The organism is Pleionea litopenaei, from assembly GCF_031198435.1.
Classification (GTDB): Bacteria; Pseudomonadota; Gammaproteobacteria; order Enterobacterales; family Kangiellaceae; genus Pleionea; species Pleionea litopenaei.
The window spans coordinates 4081154-4108048 of record NZ_CP133548.1 but is presented as its reverse complement, the minus strand read 5'-3'; the positions used below and the strand labels follow the sequence as shown (position 1 = coordinate 4108048).

Below are 26895 nucleotides of genomic sequence, written 5' to 3'. Positions count from 1 at the left end.
CTCTTGTTAAAAGGTTCATCATGTCTAAGTCAGATAAGCAAGTAAAGCGCACCCGCGACTTATATCAATCTGCTGATAAAATCTATCCCCGCCAAGTTCACGGCATCTTTGCTAGACTTCGAGTTTTCTCAGTGTGGGCACTGCTTGGATTTTTTTACATTGGGCCATGGCTCACTTGGAACGGCCGCCAAGCGATACTCCTAGATTTGCCAGCGCGACAGTTTCATTTATTCGGCATTACTTTCTGGCCTCAAGACTTCATTTTTCTTACTGCACTACTCATTATTGCTGCCTTAGCTTTATTTTTCTTTACCTCTTTAGCGGGAAGGTTGTGGTGCGGCTATGCTTGTCCGCAAACAGTTTGGACAGAAACCTTCATTTGGATTGAACGCTTTGTTGAAGGCGATCGCAATCAACGAATGAAACTTGATAAACAAGACTGGAGCCCCAGAAAAGTTTTTTTGAAAGCCGCCAAACATTTTCTCTGGTTGTCTTTCGCTCTTTTTACTGGCTACACATTTGTCGGCTTCTTCTCCCCCATCAAAGAACTGACTGTTAGCTTGATCGAGTGGACTTTAGGCCCTTGGGAAATGTTTTGGGTCTTCTTTTATGCGTTAGCCACTTACGGTAATGCAGGCTGGTTACGCGAGCAAGTGTGTCTGTACATGTGTCCCTATGCACGTTTTCAAAGTGCCATGTTCGACGAAGACACCTTAATTATTGCCTACGACGAAAAGCGTGGTGAGTCACGGGGTCATCGAAAAAAAGACGATACACAATACAAAGAAAAAGGTCTTGGTGACTGCATCGACTGCAAGCAGTGTGTGCATGTTTGTCCGACCGGCATCGACATTCGTAAAGGCCTTCAATACGAGTGCATCGCTTGTGCTGCCTGCATCGATGTGTGTGACGATGTTATGGACAAAATGGGCTATGAGAAAGGTCTTATTCGTTACGCGACAGAACACTCCATGAACGGCAAAGAAACGAAACTGTTACGCCCTAAAACCTATTTGTATGGCGCGCTTTTATCCGCACTGATGATCGCTTTTGCCGTAGCGCTTGCTTATCGTACACCGATTGAGTTAGATATTATTCGTGATCGTCAACGACTGTATGTTGAGACCAACGAAGGACTCATTCAAAACGTTTACACCATTAAAGTTGCGAATATGGACCAAGAAACTCGAACATTCCAGCTTTCTGTGAGCGGCTTACCTGACTTAAAACTTACTGGCGAAACTGAGTTTTCAGTCGAGTCAGGTCAAATAAAAACGTTAAGCTATCGCCTTGCCGTTGATCCAGGTGACCTAAAATCTACCAGTAATGCAATCTATTTTAAGGTGCAATCGGTTGAAGACACATCGATAGAACAAACTCAAGAAGCTCGCTTCATTGGCCCTGCGCTTGGACGTTAATTTTGGTTAAGACGAATACACTATGACAGAATCACCTCAAGACAAAGATATTCAACCTTGGTACAAACAATTTTGGCCATGGTTTTTAATTGCGTTACCTGGTAGCGTTGTCATCGCTGGCTTAATCACTTTATGGATAAGTATCGAGAACAGTCACCAAATGGTAACGGGTGACTATTTTAAAAAAGGCTTAGCGATCAATGAAACAAAAGAACGTCAACACGAAGCCGCTCGCCTCGGTCTATCTTTTCAACTAACGCTTTCAAACAAACAGTTAACGATTGATGCGCCTGTTGGTTTTGATGAGCCACTTCTTTATTTGTTTGTACAACACCCAGCAAGAGCCGATAGAGACTTTACGTTAGTGCTAAATAAAGTCGCACCGAATACTTATCAAGTTGACGCAGCTCAATTGGCCAGTTTTAACTATCGATTGAAACTCTGGTCTCCAAAAGATACCTGGGAGATTCGCCAACGCTGGCACCCAATGCAAGACCCTAGCGTGACTTTATCGGCAGAATGACTACTTCTTGTTTTCACTGCGATGAGCCAATACCTGACGGCATTGATGAAACCCTACAATGGAAGGGAAAAACCCGAGAGTTTTGCTGCGTAGGCTGTCGCTCAGTTGCTTCAGCAATTATTGAAAATAATTTAGACGACTATTACAACTTTCGAACCGATAGTGGCGCGAAACCAAAAGAGCTGATCCCGCAGCAGCTTATCGAGTTATCGTTGATGGATGACTCGTTTATCCAGCAAGATTTTGTTTCATCCAGTCAACACCAAAAAACCGCCGAACTCGGTATCGAGGGAATCACCTGTGCAGCCTGCAGTTGGTTAATAGAAACAAGATTGGCAAAAGAGCCAGGCATAGACTCTATTCAGGTTAATCCAGTCACTCATCGACTCAAAGTCAAATGGCAAGACTCTCAACTTTCTTTAAGCAAAATATTAAAACTGCTCATCAGTCTTGGTTACCGTGCTTACCCTTTCCAACAAAATCAGTTCGAAAAAAAAGTTCGCCAAGAAAGTCGCCAATATCTAATGCGCTTAGGAGTGGCCGGTCTCGGCATGATGCAAATAATGATGTTTGCGTTGGGATTGTATATTAGCGATGGTAATGATTTAACTGCTCAGCAAGAAAGCTTCTTACACTGGGTTAGCGGTATTGTGGCGTTACCCATTGTGCTCTACTCCGGTTTTCCTTTTTTTCGAAATGCTTGGTACGGATTAAAAGCACGCCACCTAGTCATGGATGTTCCTGTAGTTATCGCGATAAGTTGCGCATTTGTCGCCAGCATCATTGCTACCATTCGAGAAATTGGAACGGTTTACTTTGACTCAGTTTCTATGTTTATCTTTTTCTTGTTACTGGGTCGTTTCTTAGAACATCGTGTCAGAGTACGCTCACTCGTTGCCACGCAAACTCAACGTCAAATGCTTCCTCTCGCCGTAATCCGGCATGACGAACATGAAGATAAAACCATTCCTCTTTATCAAGTTAAAACCGGTGATACGCTCATTATCAAAGCGGGCGATACGATTCCCGTTGATGGCACAGTTACTCAAGGAAAGACTTCGATTAACGAGTCCATGTTAACCGGCGAGTCACAGGCGGTTTCGAAACAAGTTGGCGATCGCGTTCTAGCTGGGAGTACGAACATTCAACAAGCGGTTCAAATTGAAGTGACGGCGATTGGTGAAAGTACTTACCTATCGGCTCTTCAGAGAATGACGTTAGAAGCGGCGCAAGCGCGTCCTGCAATCGCTCACTTAACCGATCGTGTCGCACATTATTTTGTTTTCGCTATTTTGCTCATCGTCAGTATTGTTTATTTGATTTGGTTCAACATCGACCCTGAAAAAGCCTTTTGGATTGCTCTCAGTGTTCTTGTCGTAAGCTGCCCCTGTGCCCTGTCGCTGGCAACACCGACCGCACTAACGGCCGCCAGTCATCACCTAAGCCAAACCGGATTTTTAATTTTAAAGCCTGATGCCTTGCCGGCACTAGAAGGTATTACGCTGGCGGCATTTGATAAGACAGGTACCCTAACCGAAGGCCAACTATCTCTGCGTGATGTTCAAGTATTTGATCAAAGCTACCCAACAGAATTAATCAAAAATATTGCAGGCTCACTCGAGCGCTTTCAAACGCACCCGATCGCTCAAGCACTGACTCAAAATGAATATCAAGTATTACCGTTAGACCCAATAGAACACGTTATTGGTCAAGGCGTGATCGGACACTTCAATGGCCATGAGTTTAGAGTTGGCACAGCCGAGTTCTGCCAAAATGGAGAGTCGACACTGACCGAATCAATCACTGGCAAGCCAACGTTAATCCCTGGTGAGTGCGATATGGATGTTTATTTATCGTGCGATCATAAAATCATCGCTTGCTTCTGGTTATCCGATTCTCTGAAGCCTGGTGCCAAGCGTTTGTTCGATGAGTTGCATCGCCGTCACATCAAAACCATGATTCTCAGTGGCGATAAGCAGCCTAGAGTGGATAATATCGCTCGAAAGTTAAACGCAGATTCTGCTTTTGGGCATCAGTTACCTGAGCAAAAGGCAGCATTAATTGCTCAACTGCAACAGCAAGGAGAGCGAGTTTTAATGCTCGGAGATGGCATTAATGACACCGTCGTTTTGGCGCAAGCCGATATTGGCATCGCGGTCGACACCGCAGCAGACATTACCCAACTGAATGCCGATGCCGTTTTAACAGCTAATCAGTTATTACATCTGACTGAGGTGTTAAGCCTAGCCAAAAAAACGCAGCGGATTATCCGACAAAACCTGACGTGGGCCTTAGCGTATAATTTGATTGCCATTCCATTCGCCGCGATGGGCTGGATTCCACCTTGGTTAGCCGCTATCGGAATGACCACAAGCTCTATTGTGGTTGTGCTCAATGCTTTGAGACTCCGTCATCGAAAGATCTTCTGGCGGTTTTGTTAAAACAGGTGCTCAAACGGAAATTAAGACACACACCGAGCAAGGATAGAGCCACTCTATTATCAGTCAAAGAGTTTACTAAGCGATTAAAAGACCGCTAACGCGACAACACCAATCATAATACTCACCAAAACCACTCTAACGGCTTTGCCATAGGTGGAGTGGAAAAACACACCTCTCAACAAAGGGCCAAGCAATAGCCACAGAAAGTCGACCACAGCGGCGGTTGCTAAGCACATCAATGCACCCAAAACGGTTAACTTAACAACCTCAGCATCCGCTTGAATAGACTCAATATACGGAGCCATCAACGCAAGAATCGCGGCATAGGCTTTGGGGTTGGTTAAGTTGAGCCATACGCCATGAAGAAACCCTATCTTTAACTGCCCCGTCTGCTCAACTAATGAACTCGAGTCAATGGGTGGCTTTGCGTGCACAATTTTCCAAGCTAAAAAGATAATGTACAACAAACCAACCCATTGAAGAATATTTATGAATGTCGGGCTGGTTCGTAAAACTTCATTCAACCCGAAAATAGCCAATAGTAAAATAATGAATAATCCAGACAATACACCCAGTAAAAAGACCAAACCTCGACGAACACCCACCGTCGCGCCCACCAGCGCAAGAAAAATGGGTGTTGGTCCTGGTGACCCCAACAATAATGCAGAGGCAATCACGAGTGTTACGATGGATTCCAAAATGTTTATTTCCTTTTTCGTTTACCTTCTAATGAATAAGCAAGCGATGCACGGGCAAGCTAAGATTAAGCAAGAATCAAGCTATTCGCTCGAAGGTATAATTTAATAGAGATTCACCTGTGAACAACGGTTGTAGTCGCGTCATGAACTCGTTAAGATCGCCGTATTGTAACATTGTCTAGTTCCAACAGCGCATTTTGCGGCGAGCGGCATTAAAGGATTCATTATGGAAATAATGTATTGGCTAATTCCAGTAGCGATTTTTATACTGGCCATTGCTATCGCTGCTTTTATTTGGGCTGTAAAAAGTGATCAATACTCCGATTTAGAATCGCCAGCTTACAAAATATTATTTGATGATGATAGCGATCCCATGTCCGAGCAAAAAAATAACGTTTCGGAAAAAAACGCTAGAACAGTTCATCCATCTGCAGCAGCGACTCCAGAAGATGTTTCATCACAAGATGCAGAGTCGTCAAATGACTCTGGTACTCCCCCAAAATATTGAGCAGGCCGATGCAGATTGTAATGTTACTTTGTCTTCCGATATATGAACGTCACGGTTGATCAAAAAAATCATGGAAAAACGTCAACCACAAACTATTCATATTGCCCCAATGGCTCGTCGCAATCATGTCACCTTTATTGTCGCCGGCCTATTTATGTCAGCCTTGGGGTTAGTGGCACTGCAGTGGCAATATTCAATGTTTGGCTACCTTGCGCTTATGCCAGGTATTGTTCTCGTGCTATTGGGTTTGTTTAAGTGGCAAGAGCCTAAAGTAAGCTTCGTCTTATCACCACAAGGATTTTGTTGGCGAGTCAGACACGGTGAAGTACTTATCGAATGGTCAAATATAATTGGGCTATCGACTTTGCAGGTCAATAAAGGACAAGGAAAAACTGAGCTTCACTACTTGGGTTTAAAGCTATGGAATAGAGAAGCCGTTATACAAACCATTTCGTTACGCGCCGCAAAAAGTTTGTTTCATGAATACCGCTCTTTGCTCCACGTTGCGCTTATGGAAGCTCAATATCGCGGCGATGACGTTCAACAGTTGCAAGAAGATACTGAAACTTGGCGCGGAGACTCTGGGCAACGGTTTGACGGACTCAAAGGCATGTTCGCAGCAAGACTGGCACAACTTAAAATGTTTTTAGGTGCCGATCTTTACATTCCGGTCACTTCACTTGATCGACATCAAGACGAGTTTATTGAACTTTTTACACAATACCAGCGTTCAATACAACAATTGGCTCAGGAGCAACAACTGAATGATTGAAGCGATTCTTGCGGGACTGCTGTTAGGGCTTGGCGGAAGCTTACATTGCGTTGGCATGTGTGGTCCAATTGTGACGGCCTTTTCGCTATCAACTAAACAACAAAGCTTTTCTCGTACCTTAGTTACCACGACCACCTATAATATGGGTCGCATGAGTACTTACCTCTTACTGGGTATCGCGGTTGGGTTGATCGGAAACGTGAGCGATAATTTAATGTTTTTAAAAATATTGCGAATCATTGCCGCAGCCGCACTGATAGGTGCTGGCTTAGCCATGTTGCTTCAGCGCCAATTGTTTCACTCCTTGGAATTTCTAGGACGCGGAATTTGGCAGCGAATCCAACCAATCACTAAACGATTGAACCCTTCACGCTCACTCGTTCAAGCTTACGCCTCGGGAATACTATGGGGCTTATTGCCCTGTGGTTTGGTCTACACCGCAATCACTATCGCCCTTGGTCAAGGCGAGCTTTCGTTAAGTGCTTTGTTTATGTTGAGCTTTGGTCTTGGAACTTTCTTTCCGATGCTATTAATGGGAATCGGATTTAGTCAGTTGAATAAATGGCTTAAAACTCGTGTGGCAAGAACCTTGATAGCGATTTCGATGATTGCTCTGGGCTCTCTTGCCCTATGGCCAATGATAAGCGGAAGTCACCAGCACGCTTCTCCGTCAGAGACCGATGCGCCGAGTTCAATGCACGAGCACCATCATCATTCTCTCGTTCGATCGACTGGTTCGACACAATTTATCGCTGAAAGAAACGCGTAGGAGGTCTCATGAGTTTAAACGATGCAGAAAATCAATCACCCTTTAAACTGTTCAACGACTGGTTTATGCAAGCCAAAGAGCAAGATCCGGAGTACTACAACGGAATGACCATTGCGACTATCAGTGAGCAAACAACCCCCGACTGTCGAGTCGTATTACTAAAAGAGTTTGATGAGAGTGGTTTTGTGTTTTATACCAACTATCAATCAAGAAAAGGTCGAGAACTGGCAATGAACCCGGCCATTTGCGCCAATTTTTGGTGGTCTCAGTTTCAACGGCAAGTTCGAATAGAGGGAACCGTCGAGAAAGTATCTGAAGAGCAATCCGATCAATACTTTTACTCTCGACCCGAAGGTAGTCAATTAGCGGCTATTGCCTCATCGCAGAGTCAACCTATCGATTCATTTGATGCATTGGAGGCGCGCTACCAGTCGATAGCTGAGCAGCATAAAAGCGCTCCGATCAAACGTCCTTCCCATTGGGGTGGTTACAAGATTACGCCGGTGCGAATTGAGTTTTGGCAAGGCTTGCAACACCGTCTGCATCATCGGCTGGTTTTCCATTGGCAAAATAGCACTTGGCATACCCAAGTCTTACAGCCTTAAACCCAGCAAAACGATCCTTCTTGCTCTAAACGCTTAGATGTTTGACGTTTCAATCTTGAACAAGACTTGAACAGCTTTAAAAACCATCGAAGCGCGCTCAGTGTTGTGGTCACTGACGGTATTTACGCCCAGAAATATCGAGAGCGAACTCTACATTAACGGTGACTCTTTGCTGCTTATCGTCTTCAAAGACGACTTCTCCGCGTCCTTCAATACAGGGTTCATCCGTTGGTGAGAGTTCACGTGTTGTGAACTCAAAAAAGCCTGAAGACTCAAGAGTCTTACCTTTAAACCAAGGGCTATCAAGGCGAAACTCACCATGATCCCCTTGTTTTTTTGTTGTCAGTTCTAGCCGATATACGTTATTGGGAGCGTAGTTAATATCTGTGTGAGAATGCGCAACCCAAAACTCTCCGACATCTTTACGAAAGCGAGTTTTCATGAAAAATCGAATACTTTCACCAATGAAAGCCCAATAGCGCCCTCCTCGCTCGCTGACCGCAGTTCCGTTCTCAGCACCAGTCCAAGTCATCGAATAACCTAGCTTTGTTGCACTTTGGCAGGAATACACAGGCTTCTCTGCGGCGGTAACAGCGAATGATGAACACAACAAGAATCCACCCAATAATAAATTTTTACCAACCATCAACCTCTTTTCCCTACATTTGCTAAAAACTCGCCAAAAGTGACGCATAGCTAATAGTAAATTTCTAATAGCCGTTAATCAAGAAGTCCTTCAACTATACGATGCAAATCAGAGTTTAGACCTTAACAAAATGTCTAGTTTCAAATGAATACTCGTGCACAAATCCCGAGTCTTAAACTGTTAGTCACCCTACTCAAAATCTTTAAACTGCTCGGCTAACAACTCAACTTGACGATCAAAGTCGTGCTCCAGTAATGGGTTCTCATCATCGACTCGAGCAATTACATCAGGCAGCATCACGGTAAAGCAAACGCCTCGTCGATCTAATGGAAGAAACGTTACGCTATGCCGCTTGCCTTTATTCGTCACTTTAATTTGCCAAGCCGGCATCAAGGGTTGAAACTGATCGAGAATCACAGTTTCTTTTGATTGATCCAACTCACCAAAGATCAAGGTTCCTTCCGCTAGCGACGAAGAGACTTCTAGCTTAACTATCGAAACAGCGTGGTCCCACTCTAATTTTTCAGTTGAACGATGGCTTGCTCGGCTTTCGGAGACTTCTTCAACAAAAAGGCCGCCTTGCTCCGATACAATTTTAATAATTTTGGTAATAACAACATCGTTATCGGTTTCCCAACGTAGGGTTAGAGTTTGCGCTGCATTTTCAATATTGTCACAGCGAACACGTCCTTCATACCCTTTCACAATCTCTTGAATAAAAAATAACCCTAATCCTTTTCCATGATGTTCGCTGGCTTTTCGAGTAGAAAAACCCAGTTGAAAAATTTGTTCTTGATCAGAAGCACTTACCAAAGGACCACGGTTGTAAACGGCCAAGGTAACCACACCAGGTTGTTGAGAAAGTTGTACTGCAATTTTATCGGAATTTAATTTAGGTTTTCTTTGATCATGAAAATACAGAGCGTTCTTTAGTAAATTCTCTAGAATCAAAATTAAGTGATTCGAGTTTCCAAGTACTTCATGGGTTTCACCAAGATCAATTCTAAACTGCTCAAAACTAGATACTTCGGATTCTAGTTGCTTTTGAAAAACTTGCGCTAGTGTAGTGCTTTCAGAATCATATTTATCGGCAAGAAAATCAGTCAAATAGTTAATAATCGCCGTGCGCGGTTTAAATGTTGGTTGAAAAATGGTTGCCGAAGAGTGATTCTTTTGCATCTGCTGTTGGCAATACTGCTCTTCACAAGTAATAAGATGATTCGCTATGTGCAAAGCAAGGTTATCGGCGGTAGACAGATCAAGTAGATCCCACAAATAGCGCATCGAACTGAGTGCTTGTTCAATTTGTTTTAGCTGAGTACTTTGCAGTGTCGGAGCGGATTCATCAACACTCACGTCCCCAACATTATCCGAGGCTGCCTCAGAAAAGTCATTGTCTGACGTCGCATCTGATAATCCATCATTACTGTCTTCAACTCGCATAGCCAGCTCTTCAATCAGCTGTGCCTTAGTCGCTGACAATGTCGTCCGTACTTTATCGAACGCAATCACTCCGTTGTGACGGACTTCAGCGGCTATGGATTTAAAATGAAGAAATTTTTCATCATACTCAATATATTCGAGTAGCTTATCACTGATAAAAAACTTTAGTTTATCGGCGTGGCTGGAATAAACATGGGCCTTTTGCTGCACTTTTTTCCGACTCTCCCAAAGTGCAGAAATCTCTTGCTCCTTCAACTCGATGTATTCTAAAAATCGCTGTCGACTCTTCCTAAAGCTTAAAACATCGCGAATAATTATGGCCATCCAGACAATGGAAATTAAAATTTGAAACCACTTATCTTTGAACTCTATCATCAGATAGTAAGGAGAAATTAATTCTGGGTTCGCAAGACAAACAAAATAACCTAGCAAAGCGACACTGGCCAATACCGACAGCCAAGGGAAGCGAAAAAATTTAGGTGTCCGAAACTTCCGGTTTTCGTCAAATCGTTCGCTATTAGAAAACTCATACAAGCTTTGAGTGGACAGCGGACTATCTTTTAGTTCATCACGCAAAGATGATTCATTCATAGTAATACACTTCTATTAAACGTTTTAATGCGTTTCAACAACATTCTACACCGAGCTACGCCAACAATAAGCCCTTAAGTCACCCACGGTCACCAATCCTAATTCCTTTTGGCACAAATCTAAAAAACTTTCTTGCTTAGCTTCCGCAGCGGCCTGCTCAAAAGAATGACGCAAAGTCTTAATATGTTGACGATAACTCGCATAACTCAACTCATCTTGCCCTAATGCTTCTGCCATTTGATCAGTCGTCACCGGGCGAGGCTCTCTCTCAACCAAAACTTTAAGTATTTTACGCGGCGTGGGAGCGAGAGGTCTTTTAGGATTGCTGGGGTTCATCAATTTTACGCCATGCCAATAGCAATGCCATTGCAATAAATCTATCGTGAGTGCCCCCGAGCTCAAAGTATCTTGCTGCAAATCTCGCTCATCACTCACCATCAGCTTTTGCCTCAACACAGCTTTAAGTCTCCAGCACAATACTTGTTCGACATTGTGTTGATGTTTAGCGATAAAGTCTTGTGCAACCGCTTGTTCGATGGCTCGTTGCTCAATTCCGGTACCACTGTGCTCAGATAAATAAATAATCGGTAAATCTGGCCATTTTTGCTTTAGCTGTTTAGCAATACTGAAGCCTGCATCGTCATTGCCATTCATGTTCGCATCGAGAATGGCCACGTCGGGAGCTCGTTTTTTTGTGCGAATCGCTTGAGAGGCCGCTTCAACAAAACGATAGACCTCTACATGATTGCCCTCAAAATGCTCGGTTAGATCACTCAAATTCGCCGTTTTCAAGGTTTGCAGCAGTCGTTCTACCCAATGCGTTTGATCTTCAACCCAAAATATTTCCGTCATACCTAACCAACTCTTCTTCCAGCATAAACATGCCTTTAAGCTCTCAAATTCTGCGATTCAGAATAAAATAGCAACTATTTTTTGTGAACCACATCATACTTTTCACTTTCTCTTATTGGTTCAGAGAGCTGCAAGGCTATTCCTCTATATTTTTCACCGATTTTTCACCAGACATCGACAAACTGACCATCACAGAAAATCAACGCAAAACTCTACTAGGAGTCAACTATGTCAAATCAATGGCTATTGTTATGGTCCGATCACCCGACAGTCTCTGTCATGGTTTGGTTTACCATTATCGTACTGGTTCTCTATTTGGGCCGACATCAGGCGCATAACTTATTGTCGTCAATAGGACAAGGCGTCTATTCCACGATGCGCCTTTGGTCGTTTACCCTAAGGCGATTAGAACAAGCACTCAAGCAACGAAACCGCGAAGTTCTGCTAGCAGAAGGCGCTCGTGCCTGTGAGAAATCCATAGAACGAGAGTTTGAAAGAGTCAATGATCTCGTCAAACGTGAACTCAGCCAATACCCAACGCTTCATAGAGAAATATCAGAGGCGATTGAGAGTATTGAAAACGACTATCAAAAGTCGTCAGACATTACACCTCTTCCTCCTGCTTGGGGGGATGTTGTAGAAACCATCACAGCGTTACCTAACAATGGTGACTCGACCGTTAATCGCATTTTATCGAATATAAAAAAGGCGGTAGAAGACTCTCATCAGCAAACATTAAAAGCTTACAAGAAGGCCGCTGCAGAGCGCCATCAATTACTCGCAAGCATGCAACCAAATTGGCGAAAGCTTAATGAAAAAATGGGCAAAGTTAATGAAAAAATTACTGGCCTGGATGATCGAAGTAACGCCATTGATGAGCAAATGAAGAAATATGAGGCCATTCGAGCCAATTCCGACAGTGCGTTTAGCGCTCTAAGTTCTTCAGCGTTAACCCAGTTTTTTATTTCTGGTCTCGTTCTCGTGGTCGCCATACTGGGTGGTTTAATTAACTTTCAACTGATCGCCATGCCAATGTCGGAAATGGTGGGTGGAACAAGCTATATAGGCGCGATGAAAACATCGGACATAGCCGCACTGGTGATCATTTTAATTGAAATTGCCATGGGACTTTTCTTACTCGAATCACTTCGGGTAACGCATTTATTTCCTATGATCAGTAGTATGGATGACCGTATGCGTAAACGAATGATGATCGTTAGTTTTAGCATACTGTTTATCTTGGCTGGAATCGAAGCTTCACTAGCCTATATGCGAGACTTGTTGGCACTTGATCGAGAGGCTTTACAACAGTCTTTATCGGGTATGAGTGCAACCGCAGCGAATGCAGAATTTCGCTGGATTCCTTCTATTGGCCAAATGACCATGGGTTTTATACTACCTTTCGCCTTAGCATTCATTGCTATTCCTCTTGAGTCATTCATTCACTCATTACGCTCGGTTCTCAGTGTACTAGCGATTGGTGTTATCCGTTCATTGCAAGTCATTGTTCGTATTTTCGGAGGCATCGTTCGACATACCTGCAACGCGTTGATTCAACTGTATGACTTGGTCATTATGCTTCCGATTAGCATTGAACGACTTTATAACAGTAAGAGGAATCAGAATCACTTATCAGCATCGTCGACGACGATCGTCACTGAAAAAAAATCATCGTCTAAAGGCAAAAAGAACAAGCGCCAAACAATGGATGACGATCTCGCGATTGACACTATGGTTGATAACTTAAATCAAACCATTCGCTAGCCAACAATTAAACACATTTAGTGAGGAGTGAACTCATGAAGACAACCGTTAAAATTTGCCTATCGATATTAACCATGAGCATGATACTGGTAGGCTGCGATACCAAAGGACCCAGCCAAAGAGCTGTCTTTTTCTTAATCGATACCTCGGGTACTTATACGGAAGAACTCAATAAAGCTCAAAGTATTATGAACTATTTGCTAGCCACTTTAGACAGCGGCGACTCCATCGCGATGGCTCGTATTGATAGTGGAAGCTTTAGTGAAAAAGACATTATTGCGAAAACAACCTTTGATACTCGACCCAGTACAGCGAATGATCAGAAGCGCTTGTTTAAACATCAAATTGATCAGTTCGTTGACTCATTGGCCAGAGGAAGTGCCAACACGGATATTACGGGTGGCATTTTACAAGCGGCGGAATACGTCAATGAAACTCAAGCGGAAGAAAAATACATTCTTATTTTTTCCGATTTGGAGGAAGATCTAAAAGTAGGACATATCAGAGACTTTCCGATCGAGTTGAAAGGAATCAATGTCGTGGCACTGAATGTCACAAAACTGCGAAGCGATAATATCGACCCTCGTGATTATCAAAACCGCTTGAATCACTGGCAGGGGCGAGTTACTCAAGGCGGAGGTGAATGGCGAGTACTAAACGACTTAGAACGATTGGATAAGTTAATTAAAACTCGCTAGATTTAATAGATCAGTAACACTGAACGAGTACAACTGATGTGTAGTAGCTCATATTCGATCTGAAAAATTAGAACTAAGAGTTTGACCTAATCGTACAACTCATAATTCAGCAAACGGCCTAAAGCGGACGTTCAGCAACGCCGCCTTAATGGGCATTGTTTACGGAGTGGCGCTTTGGGGTATAGTGGCGTAGCCACCCCAAAGCGCCGCGGAGTAAACGATGTCCCATTGAAGGCCTGGTTAGGCATTGCATATTTCCTTGATAAGTTCGGCTTCATTGTACTTTTTGAACTCAATATTTGATGGCACATTTTCCGGCAACCAAACATCAGCATCATTTGTACCCGGTAAAACTGCGTAGCCTTGAGCTATGTGTATTGCTACTAGAGGTACCCGAACCGAATTGTTTTCATACTGTTGTGACTTAAACACAAATACATTATTTGAGACCCACTTACACCAAGGCCGTTGCCAGCACGATGCATGGAGTTTCAACGGGTTTTGGTGGATATGGCCGTGGCCGCCTTGCAGTGCGCCCCATGCTAAACAACCAACATCATTACCCATACTGGCCTCGGTAATTGTATAAGCAAGAGCGAAATGTTTTTTGTCAGGTGAGTAAATACATTCATCCTGAAAATACAAAGCTGGAAACGAACCTCTTTTGGGCCCTGGCAAACTTTCTATATCAATATTTTCAGGGATATTGCTCATCGTATTTTTGCCTAACGCCTGCATCTGCGGCAAGAAACAGCTGGCGGCTTTTGCGCCCGCGAAGCGGAAATGCGCAAAAGGTGACAGCTGTTTTTTGTCCGTAGCATGCACTTGATACTGATTGAGCCTTCTCCCCAGCCCGGCGGTTGCCCGCTAAGCTGGAAGGCGACGAAGCACTACAAGGGAGAAGACTCATGAACTTTTACCATAGCACCCACCGCCATTATTGTGGAATCGATCTGCATGCCCGCAGCCTGTATGTCTGCATCATCGACCAACAGGGCGAGGTACTTCTGCACAAAGAAATCAAAGCTCGCCCGGAACCGCTTCTGGCCCTGCTTGAACCGTTTCGTGATGACCTGGTGATCGGTGTCGAATGCATGCACTGCTGGTACTGGATCTCGGATCTGTGTGAAGAACACAGCATTCACTTTATCCTGGGCCATGCCTTGTATATGAAAGCCATTCATGGCGGTAAAACCAAGAACGACCGCATCGATTCCTTCAAGATCGCCATGCTCATGAAGGGCGGCAATTTCCCCCTGGCCTACGTTTATCCCAAGGAGATGCGGGCCACACGCGACTTGTTACGCCGACGCACCCGCATCGTCCAACACGGGGCCATGCTCAAAGCCCATGTGGTGAATACCACGAGCCAATACAACCTGCCGCCCAACAAGGCCAACCTGAAGAATATCGGCGCCCGGGAACAGGTTCGGGCGACGTTTGCCAACCGGGATGTCCAACACAACATCGATCTCGACCTGGCGATCATCGAGTGCTATCACCGGGAACTCAGCAAACTGGAAGATCACCTGGAACGGCAGGCCAAACAACACGATCCCACTTCCCTGAGTGTGCTGAAGACTATTCCCGGTGTGGGGCGCATCTTGGCGCTGACCATTCTCTACGAAATCGGCGACATCCAGCGCTTTGAATCAGTCCAGAAGTTCGCTTCTTACGCCCGACTCATCAAATGCAAAGCCGAGTCTGCCGGCAAGGTTTACGGAACCCAGGGCAACAAGATCGGCAATGCCCACCTGAAGTGGGCCTTCTCGGAAGCAGCGGTGCTGTACCTGCGGGGCAATGACAAGGCCCAGCGCTATCTACAGAAACTCCAGAAACGCATGAACAAACCCAAGGCGCTGTCCGCGCTGGCCCACAAGCTGGGCCGAGCTGCCTACTTCATGCTCAAGCATCAGAGGGTGTTCGATGAACAACGATTCCTGAAGGGTTAGTCACGCCACGGGGTGAGCATGACGTCTAACTGGATCAAACAGGATGATGACCGAAAGCCGGGTGTCCGCTGACTGGTACTCGATACCAAACCAGCCTTCTATCACCGCCGTTGAAGCCAGTCGCTTTGATTAGCCACCCCGTGGGCGTGCCTTAATACCATGAGCCAGTGCGCTTACACCGATCCTGAGCCTGACCCTAACTGGAGCTATGCAGCCAGATCCTTGAATAGTGCCAGTGATCGGTTAACCGATGAATGTCTGGTGCCCCTAACCCACCGATGGAACGACCGGTTAGGCTGTGGTCTAAAGCCACGTAAGAGAGCCCCTATATGTGTTTGCTGTGAGTGCCTGACAGCCCTACGAGACTGACGAAGCAGGCGTTCTCGCTCATGGGTTTAGGTTGGCCGCTGCCGCGGCCAAAAAAACCACTATTGCCTATTGATTCAGAGAAGGCTCATATGTGTTAGGCATTTTATTGTTCTGACCATATTACTTCACTACCGGCATTATCATGTTCTCCCCAACTTAACACAATTTGCCTTTTTGGATAATACTCTTTGTTACTTTCAAATCCATGAAAACGTAAAAAAACGTAGTGATCAAAACAACCATTTAACATGATATTTTCCTGCTTTGGCCTAACCAGTTCTGCTTCAATATCACTAAATGGTTCTGGAAATAAACCAGATTCATCTCTATTTAAACCAAAGTACGGTGTATTAGAATCAAGGGAAAACCGTTCAACATCGTAATACAGTTTTGATAAGCGATCCTGAGACAACCCTCTTGCGAACATTACTGAATCTGAATCTTCTCCACATGAATTAGCTTTGACACTCAAAAGTACAAACAAGGCAACCAAAATAATTACAAATATCGAAGCCAAAGCTACGATTGCGTACCAAAGTATTTTTAGAAATCTATTCATATCTTCTGTGACATTGCCTAACAGCTTATTCTATTCAGCAAACCACAAGTAAGAAACTTGATTTCGCCGAAAACGATTTTATTCATTTAATAATCAATAACTTATTTGCATCTGTTTGAATTGTTGACATTATTATTTCCACATAGTGTAAATAAAAATATATCCGTTAGAGCGATTTGCTATTTTTATCAATAAGTTACAACACTTTCAAAGCGTAGTAATAATAATTAACCGCTTCGAAGCCTCAACTTCCGCTTTAAGATATTAGCCGAAGGCTACTGTCTGATTATATTAAGCTCTCTTAATAAAAAATGTAAGATTGTATCCAGACTAATCCTACTGATGCACCTAAATCATTGTCTTTAAGATAGTCTGCCGCGAATTAATGTTCGCGGCTTTTCCCTTCATTTAATAGTGTTAATTTATGCTGTTGATTCAAGCGAAAATGGTCAAAGTCTCGCGCCAAAAACAAACGTCCATTAAAAACTTGTTCTGCCTCAACTCTCATTTGCTCTACGGATCCCTCTCCTTCCTGATTCGACTGATAACGCGCGCTAAAATGCGTCAGAATTAAATGAGGTACGGTAACTTCCTCCGCAAATTGAGCCACTTGTTTTGCGTAACTGTGGCCTACATTCGAAGCCTTGTCGGCCATATCTTCGGTGTAAGTCGACTCATGAACCAAAACATCTGCACCGTCACACATAGATTTCAACAAACTTGGATTGTCATTATCACCACAAATGACCACTTTATTACTGTGCTGCAATGACTCAACATAATCACTGGATAAAAATGTTTGATTATCAAACTCCACATCCACTCCCGACTGCAACCTCCCCCAGAGAGGACCTTGAGGTAAGCCTGCGAGCTTGAGCGCTTCGCTTTTCAAAACTTTCTGCGACGACGACTGAGTGAAACTATAAGCAAATGAAGGAACCCGATGCGACAGTGGTGTTATTGTCACTTTCACATCGTCAAACTGTTGTTCTGCTAGCTCTTCGGTCGCTATAAACTCTAAAGAATAAGGCAGATACATCTGTGTCATTTCCATGGTTGTCTCTAACCATGGTTTAATTCCCTGTGGAGCAATAATAACGAGTGACTCTGTTCGTCCGGCCACTCCAGCACTCGCTAAAAGCCCAGGTAAGCCATAACAATGATCGCCATGAACATGTGTTATCGCAATGGCACGTAAATTTTTCAGGGATAATTTGCAGTACTGAAGTTGATGTTGAGTAGCCTCTCCACAATCGACTAGAAACCAAGACTTTGACTGCCCAGCTTGCACCGCCACTGCGCTAACATTACGAGTTTTGGTTGGAACTCCCGATGAGGTTCCTAAAAATAAAATTTCCAAACTTAACTCCTAGGTTGGACTATGCTGCTATTGCTTTAATTATTGAACATTGAATAAGAGCGACTACTCTCCATCAATGAAATGATTAATTAAAATCATAGGACAATGATAAACGATCTTCCTACAATAAAGGCGCTAATTCTGTATCTTTAAAGTTCATAACGTTCAAAAGCCGTTTTTAGCTTGCGCCTGGCAGGCCATGACATCAGCAATGCGATCGGATAACCGAGCACACGAAATGGATTACAAAAATACAGCCATTTCGGTCTAGCGTACCAACGACAGCGTCGTTGTTTTAAATATTCAGTATCGTATTGCCAGTCGGGCATGATGAACCAAAACATGCAGGGAAAAATGAGAAAGGAATCAACCGCAAACGCTCCACATATATCCGTAGTCGCCACACGGTTTATGTCTTTCCAGCTGGAAAATACTTTTCTTAACGCTCGAGAATAGGTGCGTAGTTCTTGTTCAGTCAATGTTGAGTCGGCCCATGTATACGACATCACTTCCCATAAAACATGTTGCTTTTCCCTTTCCTTCGCCTCTCGGCTTACGTCAATGCAAGACTTCATGACTTTGCTTTCCATCCTTTAGAGTTTAATGTCTAAACGCTCATTCATATTAAAAGATCACTTAGGTTTATGACGGCTATTCAGACTCATTCGCCAAGAACTCAGTTAACAGACGACTGTGTATCTTCTCTTTGTATTCACCCAATTATCGTCATATCTTTCAATTCTAACCTGTGTGCAACGTCTCTCCCAGAAAGTGACCATTATGTTCTTTAAATGGCACTTTGGAACTTTACGGTAAGCAATTGAAACTTTCAAACAAAGTTAACTTTCCTTTTCTGCATAAACTGCTTGAGGCGTTAGCAGTATTTATTCCTGTTCGTTAATTGAGTCTTGGGGTATCGCACAGATTCTGCGAAGGAGACACTACCAACAGGCTGAAAATGTCACAATAAAAAAATAAGGATTTACTATGCGAAACAGTAACTTAATTCAAAGTGTAGGCGCAATAGCCCTGTTCTTTGCAAGCCAACTTAGCTACTCCGTTGAAGAGTCCGATGGTCACCTTAATCATCAATCATTAGCGAACAATTCCCAGCAAAACTTGAAACCTCAAGTTCAGAAAATAGCTAACCATGTTATTCTTAAAGCTGTCATTGCTGATCCAATAAGCATGAAACAGATGAATAGAGTAGCCTTTGATGATCACGGTTCAACACGTATAAAAATTCACCGGCCAAACGCCAGTTTCATTCAAGTACATTTTAATAAGCTCCATTTACCACCCAACGCCTATATCGAGGTTAAAGATCCGAGTTCAACGCAAGTGCATCGGTATGGCGATGGTCAAACTTCGTTATACACACTAAAAAATGGCGATGATGGTACCTCGTCTTTTTCCGCACTTTCTATCTTTGGTGAAACCGTTATTGTCGAGGTTAAAATTTCACAAACAGACGATCAGAAAAATGCGCAACGCTATGTTGCAGAAGTGGATAGTATTATGGAAGGTATTCCAGAAAATCAACTAGATGAGCAATGGAATCCTTTAGAGTATGAGCCGGAATCAACCTGCGGCGTCAATGAGCGTCGAGACGTACAATGTTGGGCTGACTCACATCCCATCGAATTTGAACGCTCAAGACCCGTTGCCCGCTTACTGATAAATGGTTCAGCGTCATGCACAGCATGGCGAGTGGGCCCAGATAACCGAATGTTTACAAACAACCATTGCATTTCATCAGCCACCGGACCCAGTCGCACTGAAGTCTGGTTTAACTATCAAAAAACTGGTTGTAATAGTGGCAGCACACCCAATCGAGTTATCGTAACCGGCGATCAATTATTATCAACCAGCGCCGATCTCGATTACACATTATTCACATTGAAAAACTTTCAACAAGTCGAAAGCTTTGGCTATTACGGACTCGATGTTCGAGCACCTACAGCCCAAGAAAGAATCTACATTCCACAACATGGTCGGGGCCAACCCAAACAACTCGCTATTGAAAGTGATCAAAACACGGATGGACTATGCCGAGTGGATGTGGTGCTCGCGGATGGATCAGCGCCAGACACCGACATGGGCTACATGTGTGACACCATTGGAGGCAGTTCAGGCTCACCGGTTATTGCAGCGGCTAGCCATAAAGCGCTGGCTCTGCATCATTTTGGCGGGTGTCCCAATCAAGGAGTCTTAATGAATCTGATTTGGCCAAATGTTTCCGAACACTTTGGTGGGGTTATTCCTGATGGCGACAACACGCCACCCACTGGTTCTGAACCTAATGCAAACTTTAATGCTGAAGTAAATGGATACAATGTACAATTTACCGATTTAAGTAACGATGCCGATGGTCAAATTGTTTCACGTCAATGGCAGTTCGGAGATGGAGAAAGCAGTACGCAAAAAGATCCATCGCATCAATATTCGAATGCAGGCGACTATTCAGTTGTGCTTAAAGTTATCGACAACGATGGCAATCAAGCGCAAGCAACCAAAATCGTTTCGATCAGTAACTTACCTAACGAAGGTCTTGAAAAAGGCGTAGCGATAACTAACTTACAGGCCGATCGATACGAAGAACTTAACTTCTTCATCGATCTTCCATCAGATAGCCGTAACCTAACCTTCAATCTTTCTGGAGGCTCTGGCGATGCTGACTTATACGTAAAGTACGCTCAAGCACCTACCACGAGTGATTATGACTGTCGACCGTATCGCAGTGAAAATACTGAGTCATGCAGTTACTCGCGAGCAAGTGCTGGCCGTTATCATGTGATGATTCGCGCTTATCAAAGCTTCAGTGGTACGCAACTGATCGCGGACTACCAAGAGTCGGTCGATGGCGTCGGCTTTGTCGAGAGTAATATTTCAGATACTCAAGGTGGATGGAAGCATTACGAACTTGATCTTCCGAGTGGTCTTGCGACACTCCGAGCGGTGATGTCTGAGGGCAGTGGTGATGCAGATCTCTATGTTCGTTTTGGCGCACAACCAACCACTTCAAGTTACGATTGCCGCCCTTATCGTAACGGAAATAATGAACAATGTGACTTCACCAATCCACAGTCCGGAATTTGGTATTTTAGCATTCGAGCCTATTCAACCTATTCAGGCACCAACCTTGAAGTCTCAGGGGAATAACGTTTTGTAGCACACGTCTGCGCCATGGATGGCGCAGCTTCTTTGGAATAGAACTTGAGCAAGTTCGCTTTGTCACGCTTTCTATTGGCGCGACGATTCACCGAGCAGCTGTTCAAATTGTTGCGCATTGATTGGTCGACTGTAAAAAAATCCTTGCCCGTAATCGACCCCCATATGTTGTAGCAGCCGAGCAACCGTCTCTGTTTCAATGCCCTCTGCAACGGATTTCATTTCTAATGATCGACTTAAAGCAATAATACTTTGCAACAGCCGAATGTGTTTATCGCCTTTATCTAAGTTAGTGACAAAAGCTCGATCAATTTTTAGTTTCTGAATAGGGTATCGATACAAATAGCTTAAAGAGCTGTAACCCGTGCCGAAGTCATCTAAGGCAATACTGATACCTAAACTAGATAAAGATGCTAAAAACCTATCGACATTTTCTGACGCATCTAAATACAAAGACTCAGTCACTTCAAGCATCAAGCAACTCGCGGGTACTTTAAGTCTATTAAGTGTGGACTCTATAAACTCCAAAAGCGTTTGGTCATGAAACTGCTTTGCCGACAAATTTACGCTAATTTGTTGAATTGAGTGCCCATTACCTTGCCATCTGGTTAAGTCTTCCAACGCTTGTTCGACTAACCAACGTCCAACAGGAAGTATCAAATCATTTTCTTCTAGCAATGGAATAAACTCCACTGGGCTAACCATCACACCCGTCGGCCCATCAGGATGCCAACGCATCAATGCCTCTGCTCCCACAATCTCTTTCGACTCGAGATCAACGATGGGTTGATAGAATAAACTAAACTCCTTTCTTGCGAGCGCATCACGCAACTGACTGTCTAGACGATAACGAGCAACGGTTTTATCCAGCATCATTTCTTCGAACATAACCGGTTCTAAGGTTGACTGTTGCTTAGCATTCTTGAGAGCAATTTCTGCATAGTGCAAACTTTTCTCAGCACTGAATAGACCTATTTCCCCTATCATATAACCACAGTTAAAACGAATAGTAATATTGTGACCGTCCCAAGAAATAGCCTTATCAAATCGATGTTCGATCCTCTCTAATACTTTTGTAACCGCTAATTCAATAGCGTCTGAGTGCAAATAAAAAGCAAAGCAGTTTCCTGAATACCGCGTCAGTGAATCTTGCTGTCGCAATAAGTAGGCTATTTCGGAAGCGACGTGTTTTAATAAGCGGTTGCCAAACTCAAGAGAATATTGACTGTTAATGACATTCATACCCACCACATCCAAAACCACCAGTGCATAAGTACTGCCTTGATTTCTGGGATGCTCTAACATTCGAGTTAAATTCTCTAGAAAAGTATCTTTAGAGCAGAGCTGGGTCAGAGGATCGTAGTGACTCATCTGGTAGATGGTATTTAAATCTTGGTGACGACCAATAACAAACGCTAACTGCTGTTCAATTCGCTCCATTAAATCATAATCTAATGTCATCAATTTTTGCTTAGAGCAAAAGGATAGAACAACAAAAAATAATGGTCGGGTACTGATTCGATGAATAAGATGCGTAAGTTCCATGCCTTGAGTCACTCGAACCCAAGTGGTTGATTGTGCCAAGGATGCGTCTAATAATTGTTCCGACCACTCGCTGTCGTTGACCTGAAATTCAGCGATAAAATCCATCGTATTTGCGCGATGACTTGATTCAACAAGATACTCATAACCCGTGGCATGAATCAGTAAAAAGCTATCAATTTTTCCTGCATCAATTAATAGATTTGCGATAGCGGACGATGCTTCTTGTACATCGGATGTTCTTGAAGTGGCACTGATCACTTCGCTGATTATTTCGGTCTTTTCTTTCTCAAGAAATAGTTCTCGAGTTTTAAGCTCAGCGAATTGCTCAAGCTGTTCTCGCTTTGCCTTTTCTCGTTTTAACTTCAAGCGCAAACGCTGAAGCTCTTGAGTTAATTCATCCTTGTCGAGCGCCATTCAACTAACCGGTAATTTCTATACGAATATGGCATTGTTCCGCCCCATGATGAATACATTGAGGTTGAGAGACTACAACGGTTTGATCAAAGGTTTGAGCGGCACCTAATGTCAGCCCTTCAGCCAAAGCACACATTCCTCGGTCAGAAATGTATTCAATGACTAATACATTATCGGTGCGCTCAATAAAATTAAAGTGGGGAACCTTTGCATTAGGATAAAGCTGTCGGACATGCGGATGAATGATGTCGTTCAGACTCAACACAAAATCAAATACATGGTTAAAGCGTTGAAACATTTCGGGCCATTTTGCTTGAAACTCAACAATTGCTTTTTGCCCGAACCACCTCAATACTTCTGCTGGCGTTAATTCTAACGTTTGTGCGGCCAGTTCGACCAAGCGTACTACTTCGGCATCGTCGTAATTACCTAAGCTATGATAAATACCGTCCGATCCGGCTGCAGAGAGCAATTTCTCCCAGGTTTCTTCGCCAAACTCGGCGCTAACCACTTTCTCCAAAGTGATGAATATCATTCCGATCATGAACGGCCTCTAGGGGTAGCTGACGTCTTCAAGCTAAGTATAGAAGCCTATAGATAAGTTTCAATAAAGCCTATCAATTAAGCCAATTGCCTTCTGTCTTACAAAGCGCTGAAAGTTTCAAATTTTGAGATAATGCATCAATGCTTTACTGCTGAGAGCAGAGCCTCAATATCCGTTTGCTGTAAGGAGTCGGTTTCTAGTTTGCGAATACACTCTGTAACGAACTGGTTAATAGGTGCTTTCAGGCCTAGTTTATCAGCCGCTTCCATTACCGCTCCATTTAAAAAAGTGACTTCCGTTACTCGTTTCTGTTGAACATCTTCCCACATTGACGATCGAGCGGTCGGATCAATCGCAAGCATGGACCGTGCAATCATTCGGAAAATAATGGTCGGTAAGCGTAATATTCGCGGGATCCAATGAGGAGGAACCTGAGTTAACTGGGCTACCCTTTGTTGATTACGAGAACAAATCTGTAACCATTCACTCATGGCTTCGGCAAGGACTTTACGCCACCTAACATCAAGTAACTCTTGTTTAATGGGCCGATCAACAATGGCGTTTAATGCGTTATTTAAATTCAGCAGCAGCTTTCCATTGATCACGGCTTGAATATCATCAACTGGCTTAATCGACGTATTTAATTGAGATGAATGATCGTCTAGTCGATTAGCTAATGCTTCAGCAATAGACGTCGACGCTAGGTAAAAATCACCTTGCGTGCTTTTATGATAGTGAGCGTTCGGCAAGGTTAGAACGTTAAATAACGTGATGCCTCGATAACATTGGCGATCCTGCAATTCAGGTAAAACCGACTCTACCGCTCCAATACCATTTTGCATAAAATAAATGATCGAATCAGGAGAAGTTACCTCACGAATCTGTTCAATCGTCGACGCGAGTTGATGTCCTTTCACCATTACAAAAAGCACATCGATTCGATCTGACCTATTCTGCTCTGACGTTAAGTTTGGATGAACGTCGATGTCTAAACCCTGATAGTCGGTTAAACGAAGTCGTCCACTTTTCGTGACTTCATTCTTCCAACGATCTCGCGCCAGATACGCCACTGGCACTCCGGCGCGTTGCAGTAATCCTCCTAAGAAACTTCCCGTTGCTCCGGTACCTAAAATAGCCACTTGCATTGTATCAGACTCTGACATAACCTTTTCTCAGGATTATATAACCGTTTCTCAGGATAATTAAGTTAAGGCAAATGCGCCTTGGCCAAATACTCCGTCGACTGCATCTCTTGCAAACGACTCAGTGTTCGACGAAATTCAAACGCCAAACCATTTCCGTGATAGATATCGTGCATATCAACCGCTGCAGCAATAATCAATTTCACGTGTCTCTCATAAAACTCATCAACCAAACTGATAAAGCGACGCATGGCATCATTACTGTCGTCAGACATAGCCTCAAGGTTCCCTATCAATACCGTATGGTAACACCGGGATAATTCAATATAATCAGAATGACTGCGTGGAGTATTACAAATCGCATTAAAATCAAACCAAACGACCCCTTCTGCTAAGCGGACCGTATCGATCAAACGACCTTCAACTTCAATTTGAGTTCCGTCGGGCTCTATTTCAGTCGCCAAGTGCTCAAAGCTAAACTGCAAATTTTTCTCCGCGGCTGAATCTAGTGGAAAGTGATAAATTTCAGCTTGCTCTAACGTACGCAATCGATAATCAATGCCACCATCCACATTCTCAACATGCGTGTGCCGTAAAACCAAATCGATCGCCGGCAAGAATCGCTCTCGTTGCAATCCATTCCAGTAGAGTTTTTCTGGCGGTATATTCGATGTCGCCACAAGAGACACACCTTGTTTGAATAACGCTTCAAACAGTCCACCCAAGATCATCGCATCGGTAATGTCGCTCACAAAAAATTCGTCAAAACAAATTACCAGAATGTCTTTTGCCATATCTTCAGCAATTTTTTGTAAGGGATTGGTTTGTCCTTTCAACACCTTTAATTGTGCGTGCACTTCATGCATAAAGCGATGAAAATGTAACCGCATCTTCTCTTCAAAGGGTAAGCAATCGTAGAAGGTATCGACTAAGTAAGTTTTTCCACGTCCAACACCGCCCCAAAAGTACAATCCTTTTACTGGCTGTGGAGAACTCACCAGAGACTTCACTCGACTCAATAAAGACTGCTTTTGTTGATGTCGCTGAATTAGCCGATGATAAAGATCATCAAGTAACGCGACCGCATTGGCCTGAGCCTGATCTTTTTGAAAATCACTGCGCTTAAGATCATAGTGATATTTTTCTAGCGGTGTAATTTTTTCGTTCATTCAAATCACTGCTTTATTTTGACTATACCAAACAAGAACTCAGGTTAATTTAATGTGTTCAATGCTTACTATAAAGTCTACTTCGAATTCTAATAAGGAATGTCTATCAACCCAATTACGCATTTTCAACAGCTTGATAGGTGTTTATTTTCGACGTTAAACGCTGCTCTAAAACTTCTCGCAACTCGACTAATCGCGAGTGAAAAAAGTGTCCAGCGCCGGTCATAACAACCCAATCGGGACGTGGCGATAGATTCTCAACCCACTGCTCCGTCGCGGTGAAGCTGACCACTTCATCGGCATCGCCCATGATGGTTAACCAGTCGCACATTGGGTGCTGCATTGACGCAAAAACGCCACGCTCAACTGGAGGTGCCACAGAAATGAGTTGTTCAACTTGATATTCATGAGCCACCATTGCTGAAATCCATGAACCAAATGAAAAACCTGACAACCATAATGCATAACCGGGAAATTGACGCTGAGCCCAGTCTATCACGGCTCTAAGATCATCCATTTCACCGAGACCTTCGCCATACTCACCAGCACTTTTACCGACGCCACGAAAATTAAAGCGAACAGCAACGGCTCCCATTGTCGCTTGGGCTCTCGCGACCGTATAGATGACCTTATTGGTCATGGTTCCAGCGTGCTGAGGGTGTGGATGGCAGCAGATGGCGACCACTTTTTTGGCATACGATGCTTCAGGCCAATCGATAATGGCCTCTAGATCACCCGAAGGCCCTTCTAACATTACTTTCTCACTGCGCGGAGAACCCATTCCTAATCCTCTTAACGTTCAACGTTGGTTCGGTACAAACGACCGACATTTTCTCATCTTTAATCGCAACACTCAATTTAGCCTGAAGTTTTATAGTCACCCATTGAATTATCTGATAGATCCCCCATCTATTACATCTGGTAATCTATCCATCTGCGCAT

At 43.7% G+C, this 26895-nt stretch carries 24 protein-coding genes; 11 read left to right on the top strand and 13 right to left on the bottom strand.

What is annotated here, in order from left to right; genetic code table 11:
- Positions 1 to 20 precede the first annotated feature (20 nt).
- From ccoG to Q9312_RS18230, 3 genes are read left to right on the top strand one after another with little or no spacing between them, the layout of a single operon-like run.
- On the top strand, positions 21 to 1418 hold the full coding sequence (gene ccoG, locus Q9312_RS18240) for a cytochrome c oxidase accessory protein CcoG (RefSeq protein WP_309202289.1): 1398 nt from the start codon (positions 21 to 23) through the stop codon (positions 1416 to 1418).
- A 22-nt stretch (positions 1419 to 1440) separates the two neighbouring features.
- Positions 1441 to 1941, top strand: coding sequence for a FixH family protein (locus Q9312_RS18235; protein WP_309202288.1), 501 nt, complete (start codon positions 1441 to 1443; stop codon positions 1939 to 1941).
- Positions 1938 to 4382: a heavy metal translocating P-type ATPase gene (locus Q9312_RS18230; protein ID WP_309202287.1), complete on the top strand. Its 2445-nt coding sequence runs from the start codon at positions 1938 to 1940 to the stop codon at positions 4380 to 4382. Before Q9312_RS18235 ends, Q9312_RS18230 begins: the two co-directional genes overlap by 4 nt.
- Before the next feature lie 83 nt (positions 4383 to 4465).
- Here the strand turns inward: Q9312_RS18230 and Q9312_RS18225 are convergent, their stop codons facing one another.
- A complete protein-coding gene (locus Q9312_RS18225) occupies positions 4466 to 5080 on the bottom strand; it encodes a LysE family translocator (protein WP_309202286.1) in 615 nt (204 codons plus the stop codon).
- 226 nt (positions 5081 to 5306) lie between these two features.
- Between Q9312_RS18225 and ccoS the strand changes: the two genes are divergently transcribed.
- From ccoS to pdxH, 4 genes are all read left to right on the top strand, one after another.
- A complete protein-coding gene (gene ccoS / locus Q9312_RS18220; protein WP_309202285.1) occupies positions 5307 to 5588 on the top strand; it encodes a cbb3-type cytochrome oxidase assembly protein CcoS in 282 nt (93 codons plus the stop codon).
- Positions 5589 to 5658: 70 nt separating this feature from the next.
- Positions 5659 to 6360, top strand: a complete 702-nt coding sequence (locus Q9312_RS18215; RefSeq protein WP_309202284.1) for a DUF2982 domain-containing protein — start codon at positions 5659 to 5661, stop codon at positions 6358 to 6360.
- A complete protein-coding gene (locus tag Q9312_RS18210; protein ID WP_309202283.1) occupies positions 6353 to 7129 on the top strand; it encodes a sulfite exporter TauE/SafE family protein in 777 nt (258 codons plus the stop codon). Before Q9312_RS18215 ends, Q9312_RS18210 begins: the two co-directional genes overlap by 8 nt.
- Positions 7130 to 7137: 8 nt before the next feature.
- Positions 7138 to 7734 (top strand): pyridoxamine 5'-phosphate oxidase, encoded by a 597-nt coding sequence (gene pdxH, locus Q9312_RS18205; protein WP_309202282.1) that lies wholly within the window; start codon positions 7138 to 7140, stop codon positions 7732 to 7734.
- A gap of 109 nt (positions 7735 to 7843) precedes the next feature.
- Here pdxH and Q9312_RS18200 read toward each other — a convergent pair whose 3' ends face one another.
- From Q9312_RS18200 to Q9312_RS18190, 3 genes are all read right to left on the bottom strand, one after another.
- Positions 7844 to 8380, bottom strand: a complete 537-nt coding sequence (locus Q9312_RS18200) for a hypothetical protein (protein ID WP_309202281.1) — start codon at positions 8378 to 8380, stop codon at positions 7844 to 7846.
- A 189-nt stretch (positions 8381 to 8569) separates the two neighbouring features.
- Positions 8570 to 10414, bottom strand: a complete 1845-nt coding sequence (locus tag Q9312_RS18195; protein ID WP_309202280.1) for a sensor histidine kinase — start codon at positions 10412 to 10414, stop codon at positions 8570 to 8572.
- Positions 10415 to 10459: 45 nt separating this feature from the next.
- A complete protein-coding gene (locus Q9312_RS18190; protein WP_309202279.1) occupies positions 10460 to 11266 on the bottom strand; it encodes a response regulator transcription factor in 807 nt (268 codons plus the stop codon).
- Between the two features lie 228 nt (positions 11267 to 11494).
- Here Q9312_RS18190 and Q9312_RS18185 point away from each other — a divergent pair, with 228 nt between their 5' ends.
- Together Q9312_RS18185 and Q9312_RS18180 are read left to right on the top strand one after the other, a co-directional pair.
- Positions 11495 to 13030 (top strand): hypothetical protein, encoded by a 1536-nt coding sequence (locus tag Q9312_RS18185; protein WP_309202278.1) that lies wholly within the window; start codon positions 11495 to 11497, stop codon positions 13028 to 13030.
- Between the two features lie 35 nt (positions 13031 to 13065).
- On the top strand, positions 13066 to 13728 hold the full coding sequence (locus Q9312_RS18180; RefSeq protein ID WP_309202277.1) for a VWA domain-containing protein: 663 nt from the start codon (positions 13066 to 13068) through the stop codon (positions 13726 to 13728).
- A gap of 240 nt (positions 13729 to 13968) precedes the next feature.
- Here the strand turns inward: Q9312_RS18180 and Q9312_RS18175 are convergent, their stop codons facing one another.
- Positions 13969 to 14553, bottom strand: coding sequence for a hypothetical protein (locus Q9312_RS18175; RefSeq protein WP_309202276.1), 585 nt, complete (start codon positions 14551 to 14553; stop codon positions 13969 to 13971).
- A gap of 83 nt (positions 14554 to 14636) precedes the next feature.
- On the opposite strand from Q9312_RS18175, the gene Q9312_RS18170 reads away from it, so the two are divergent.
- Positions 14637 to 15680, top strand: coding sequence for an IS110 family RNA-guided transposase (locus Q9312_RS18170; protein ID WP_309202275.1), 1044 nt, complete (start codon positions 14637 to 14639; stop codon positions 15678 to 15680).
- Between the two features lie 472 nt (positions 15681 to 16152).
- Here the strand turns inward: Q9312_RS18170 and Q9312_RS18165 are convergent, their stop codons facing one another.
- The 3 genes from Q9312_RS18165 to Q9312_RS18155 form a co-directional block, all read right to left on the bottom strand.
- Positions 16153 to 16608, bottom strand: a complete 456-nt coding sequence (locus Q9312_RS18165; protein WP_309202274.1) for a hypothetical protein — start codon at positions 16606 to 16608, stop codon at positions 16153 to 16155.
- A 382-nt stretch (positions 16609 to 16990) separates the two neighbouring features.
- A complete protein-coding gene (locus tag Q9312_RS18160) occupies positions 16991 to 17968 on the bottom strand; it encodes a ribonuclease Z (RefSeq protein WP_309202273.1) in 978 nt (325 codons plus the stop codon).
- A gap of 149 nt (positions 17969 to 18117) precedes the next feature.
- Positions 18118 to 18543, bottom strand: coding sequence for a hypothetical protein (locus tag Q9312_RS18155; RefSeq protein WP_309202272.1), 426 nt, complete (start codon positions 18541 to 18543; stop codon positions 18118 to 18120).
- 412 nt (positions 18544 to 18955) lie between these two features.
- On the opposite strand from Q9312_RS18155, the gene Q9312_RS18150 reads away from it, so the two are divergent.
- Positions 18956 to 21130, top strand: coding sequence for a pre-peptidase C-terminal domain-containing protein (locus Q9312_RS18150; RefSeq protein WP_309202271.1), 2175 nt, complete (start codon positions 18956 to 18958; stop codon positions 21128 to 21130).
- An 81-nt stretch (positions 21131 to 21211) separates the two neighbouring features.
- Here Q9312_RS18150 and Q9312_RS18145 read toward each other — a convergent pair whose 3' ends face one another.
- The 5 genes from Q9312_RS18145 to Q9312_RS18125 all read right to left on the bottom strand — a co-directional run bounded on the left by Q9312_RS18145 (position 21212) and on the right by Q9312_RS18125 (position 26734).
- Positions 21212 to 23098 carry a putative bifunctional diguanylate cyclase/phosphodiesterase gene (locus Q9312_RS18145; RefSeq protein ID WP_309202270.1) on the bottom strand — a complete coding sequence of 629 codons (1887 nt, stop codon included), beginning with the start codon at positions 23096 to 23098 and terminating at the stop codon, positions 21212 to 21214.
- Positions 23099 to 23102: 4 nt separating this feature from the next.
- The gene (locus tag Q9312_RS18140) at positions 23103 to 23642 is read right to left on the bottom strand and encodes a heme NO-binding domain-containing protein (RefSeq protein WP_309202269.1); all 540 of its coding nucleotides are present in this window, start codon (positions 23640 to 23642) and stop codon (positions 23103 to 23105) included.
- 137 nt (positions 23643 to 23779) lie between these two features.
- Positions 23780 to 24805, bottom strand: a complete 1026-nt coding sequence (locus Q9312_RS18135) for a 2-dehydropantoate 2-reductase (protein ID WP_309202268.1) — start codon at positions 24803 to 24805, stop codon at positions 23780 to 23782.
- Positions 24806 to 24849: 44 nt separating this feature from the next.
- Positions 24850 to 25953 (bottom strand): cell division protein ZapE, encoded by a 1104-nt coding sequence (gene zapE, locus Q9312_RS18130; RefSeq protein ID WP_435408203.1) that lies wholly within the window; start codon positions 25951 to 25953, stop codon positions 24850 to 24852.
- Positions 25954 to 26068: 115 nt separating this feature from the next.
- Positions 26069 to 26734, bottom strand: coding sequence for an alpha/beta hydrolase (locus Q9312_RS18125; protein WP_309202267.1), 666 nt, complete (start codon positions 26732 to 26734; stop codon positions 26069 to 26071).
- Between the last annotated feature and the right edge of the window lie 161 nt (positions 26735 to 26895).

Excerpts from the sequence above, each read along its gene's own strand:
- ccoG (WP_309202289.1), top strand. The coding sequence starts at position 21 with ATGTCTAAGTCAGATAAGCAAGTAAAGCGCACCCGCGACTTATATCAA.
- Q9312_RS18185 (WP_309202278.1), top strand. The coding sequence starts at position 11,495 with ATGTCAAATCAATGGCTATTGTTATGGTCCGATCACCCGACAGTCTCT.
- Q9312_RS18155 (WP_309202272.1), bottom strand. The coding sequence starts at position 18,543 with ATGAAGTCTTGCATTGACGTAAGCCGAGAGGCGAAGGAAAGGGAAAAG.
- Q9312_RS18125 (WP_309202267.1), bottom strand. The coding sequence starts at position 26,734 with ATGGGTTCTCCGCGCAGTGAGAAAGTAATGTTAGAAGGGCCTTCGGGT.
- Q9312_RS18180 (WP_309202277.1), top strand. The coding sequence starts at position 13,066 with ATGAAGACAACCGTTAAAATTTGCCTATCGATATTAACCATGAGCATG.
- Q9312_RS18190 (WP_309202279.1), bottom strand. The coding sequence starts at position 11,266 with ATGACGGAAATATTTTGGGTTGAAGATCAAACGCATTGGGTAGAACGA.
- Q9312_RS18150 (WP_309202271.1), top strand. The coding sequence starts at position 18,956 with ATGCGAAACAGTAACTTAATTCAAAGTGTAGGCGCAATAGCCCTGTTC.
- Q9312_RS18135 (WP_309202268.1), bottom strand. The coding sequence starts at position 24,805 with ATGTCAGAGTCTGATACAATGCAAGTGGCTATTTTAGGTACCGGAGCA.
- Q9312_RS18195 (WP_309202280.1), bottom strand. The coding sequence starts at position 10,414 with ATGAATGAATCATCTTTGCGTGATGAACTAAAAGATAGTCCGCTGTCC.
- Q9312_RS18170 (WP_309202275.1), top strand. The coding sequence starts at position 14,637 with ATGAACTTTTACCATAGCACCCACCGCCATTATTGTGGAATCGATCTG.
- Q9312_RS18140 (WP_309202269.1), bottom strand. The coding sequence starts at position 23,642 with ATGATCGGAATGATATTCATCACTTTGGAGAAAGTGGTTAGCGCCGAG.
- Q9312_RS18235 (WP_309202288.1), top strand. The coding sequence starts at position 1,441 with ATGACAGAATCACCTCAAGACAAAGATATTCAACCTTGGTACAAACAA.
- Q9312_RS18145 (WP_309202270.1), bottom strand. The coding sequence starts at position 23,098 with ATGGCGCTCGACAAGGATGAATTAACTCAAGAGCTTCAGCGTTTGCGC.
- Q9312_RS18200 (WP_309202281.1), bottom strand. The coding sequence starts at position 8,380 with ATGGTTGGTAAAAATTTATTATTGGGTGGATTCTTGTTGTGTTCATCA.
- ccoS (WP_309202285.1), top strand. The coding sequence starts at position 5,307 with ATGGAAATAATGTATTGGCTAATTCCAGTAGCGATTTTTATACTGGCC.
- pdxH (WP_309202282.1), top strand. The coding sequence starts at position 7,138 with ATGAGTTTAAACGATGCAGAAAATCAATCACCCTTTAAACTGTTCAAC.
- Q9312_RS18210 (WP_309202283.1), top strand. The coding sequence starts at position 6,353 with ATGATTGAAGCGATTCTTGCGGGACTGCTGTTAGGGCTTGGCGGAAGC.
- Q9312_RS18230 (WP_309202287.1), top strand. The coding sequence starts at position 1,938 with ATGACTACTTCTTGTTTTCACTGCGATGAGCCAATACCTGACGGCATT.
- Q9312_RS18215 (WP_309202284.1), top strand. The coding sequence starts at position 5,659 with ATGGAAAAACGTCAACCACAAACTATTCATATTGCCCCAATGGCTCGT.
- Q9312_RS18165 (WP_309202274.1), bottom strand. The coding sequence starts at position 16,608 with ATGAATAGATTTCTAAAAATACTTTGGTACGCAATCGTAGCTTTGGCT.
- zapE (WP_435408203.1), bottom strand. The coding sequence starts at position 25,953 with ATGAACGAAAAAATTACACCGCTAGAAAAATATCACTATGATCTTAAG.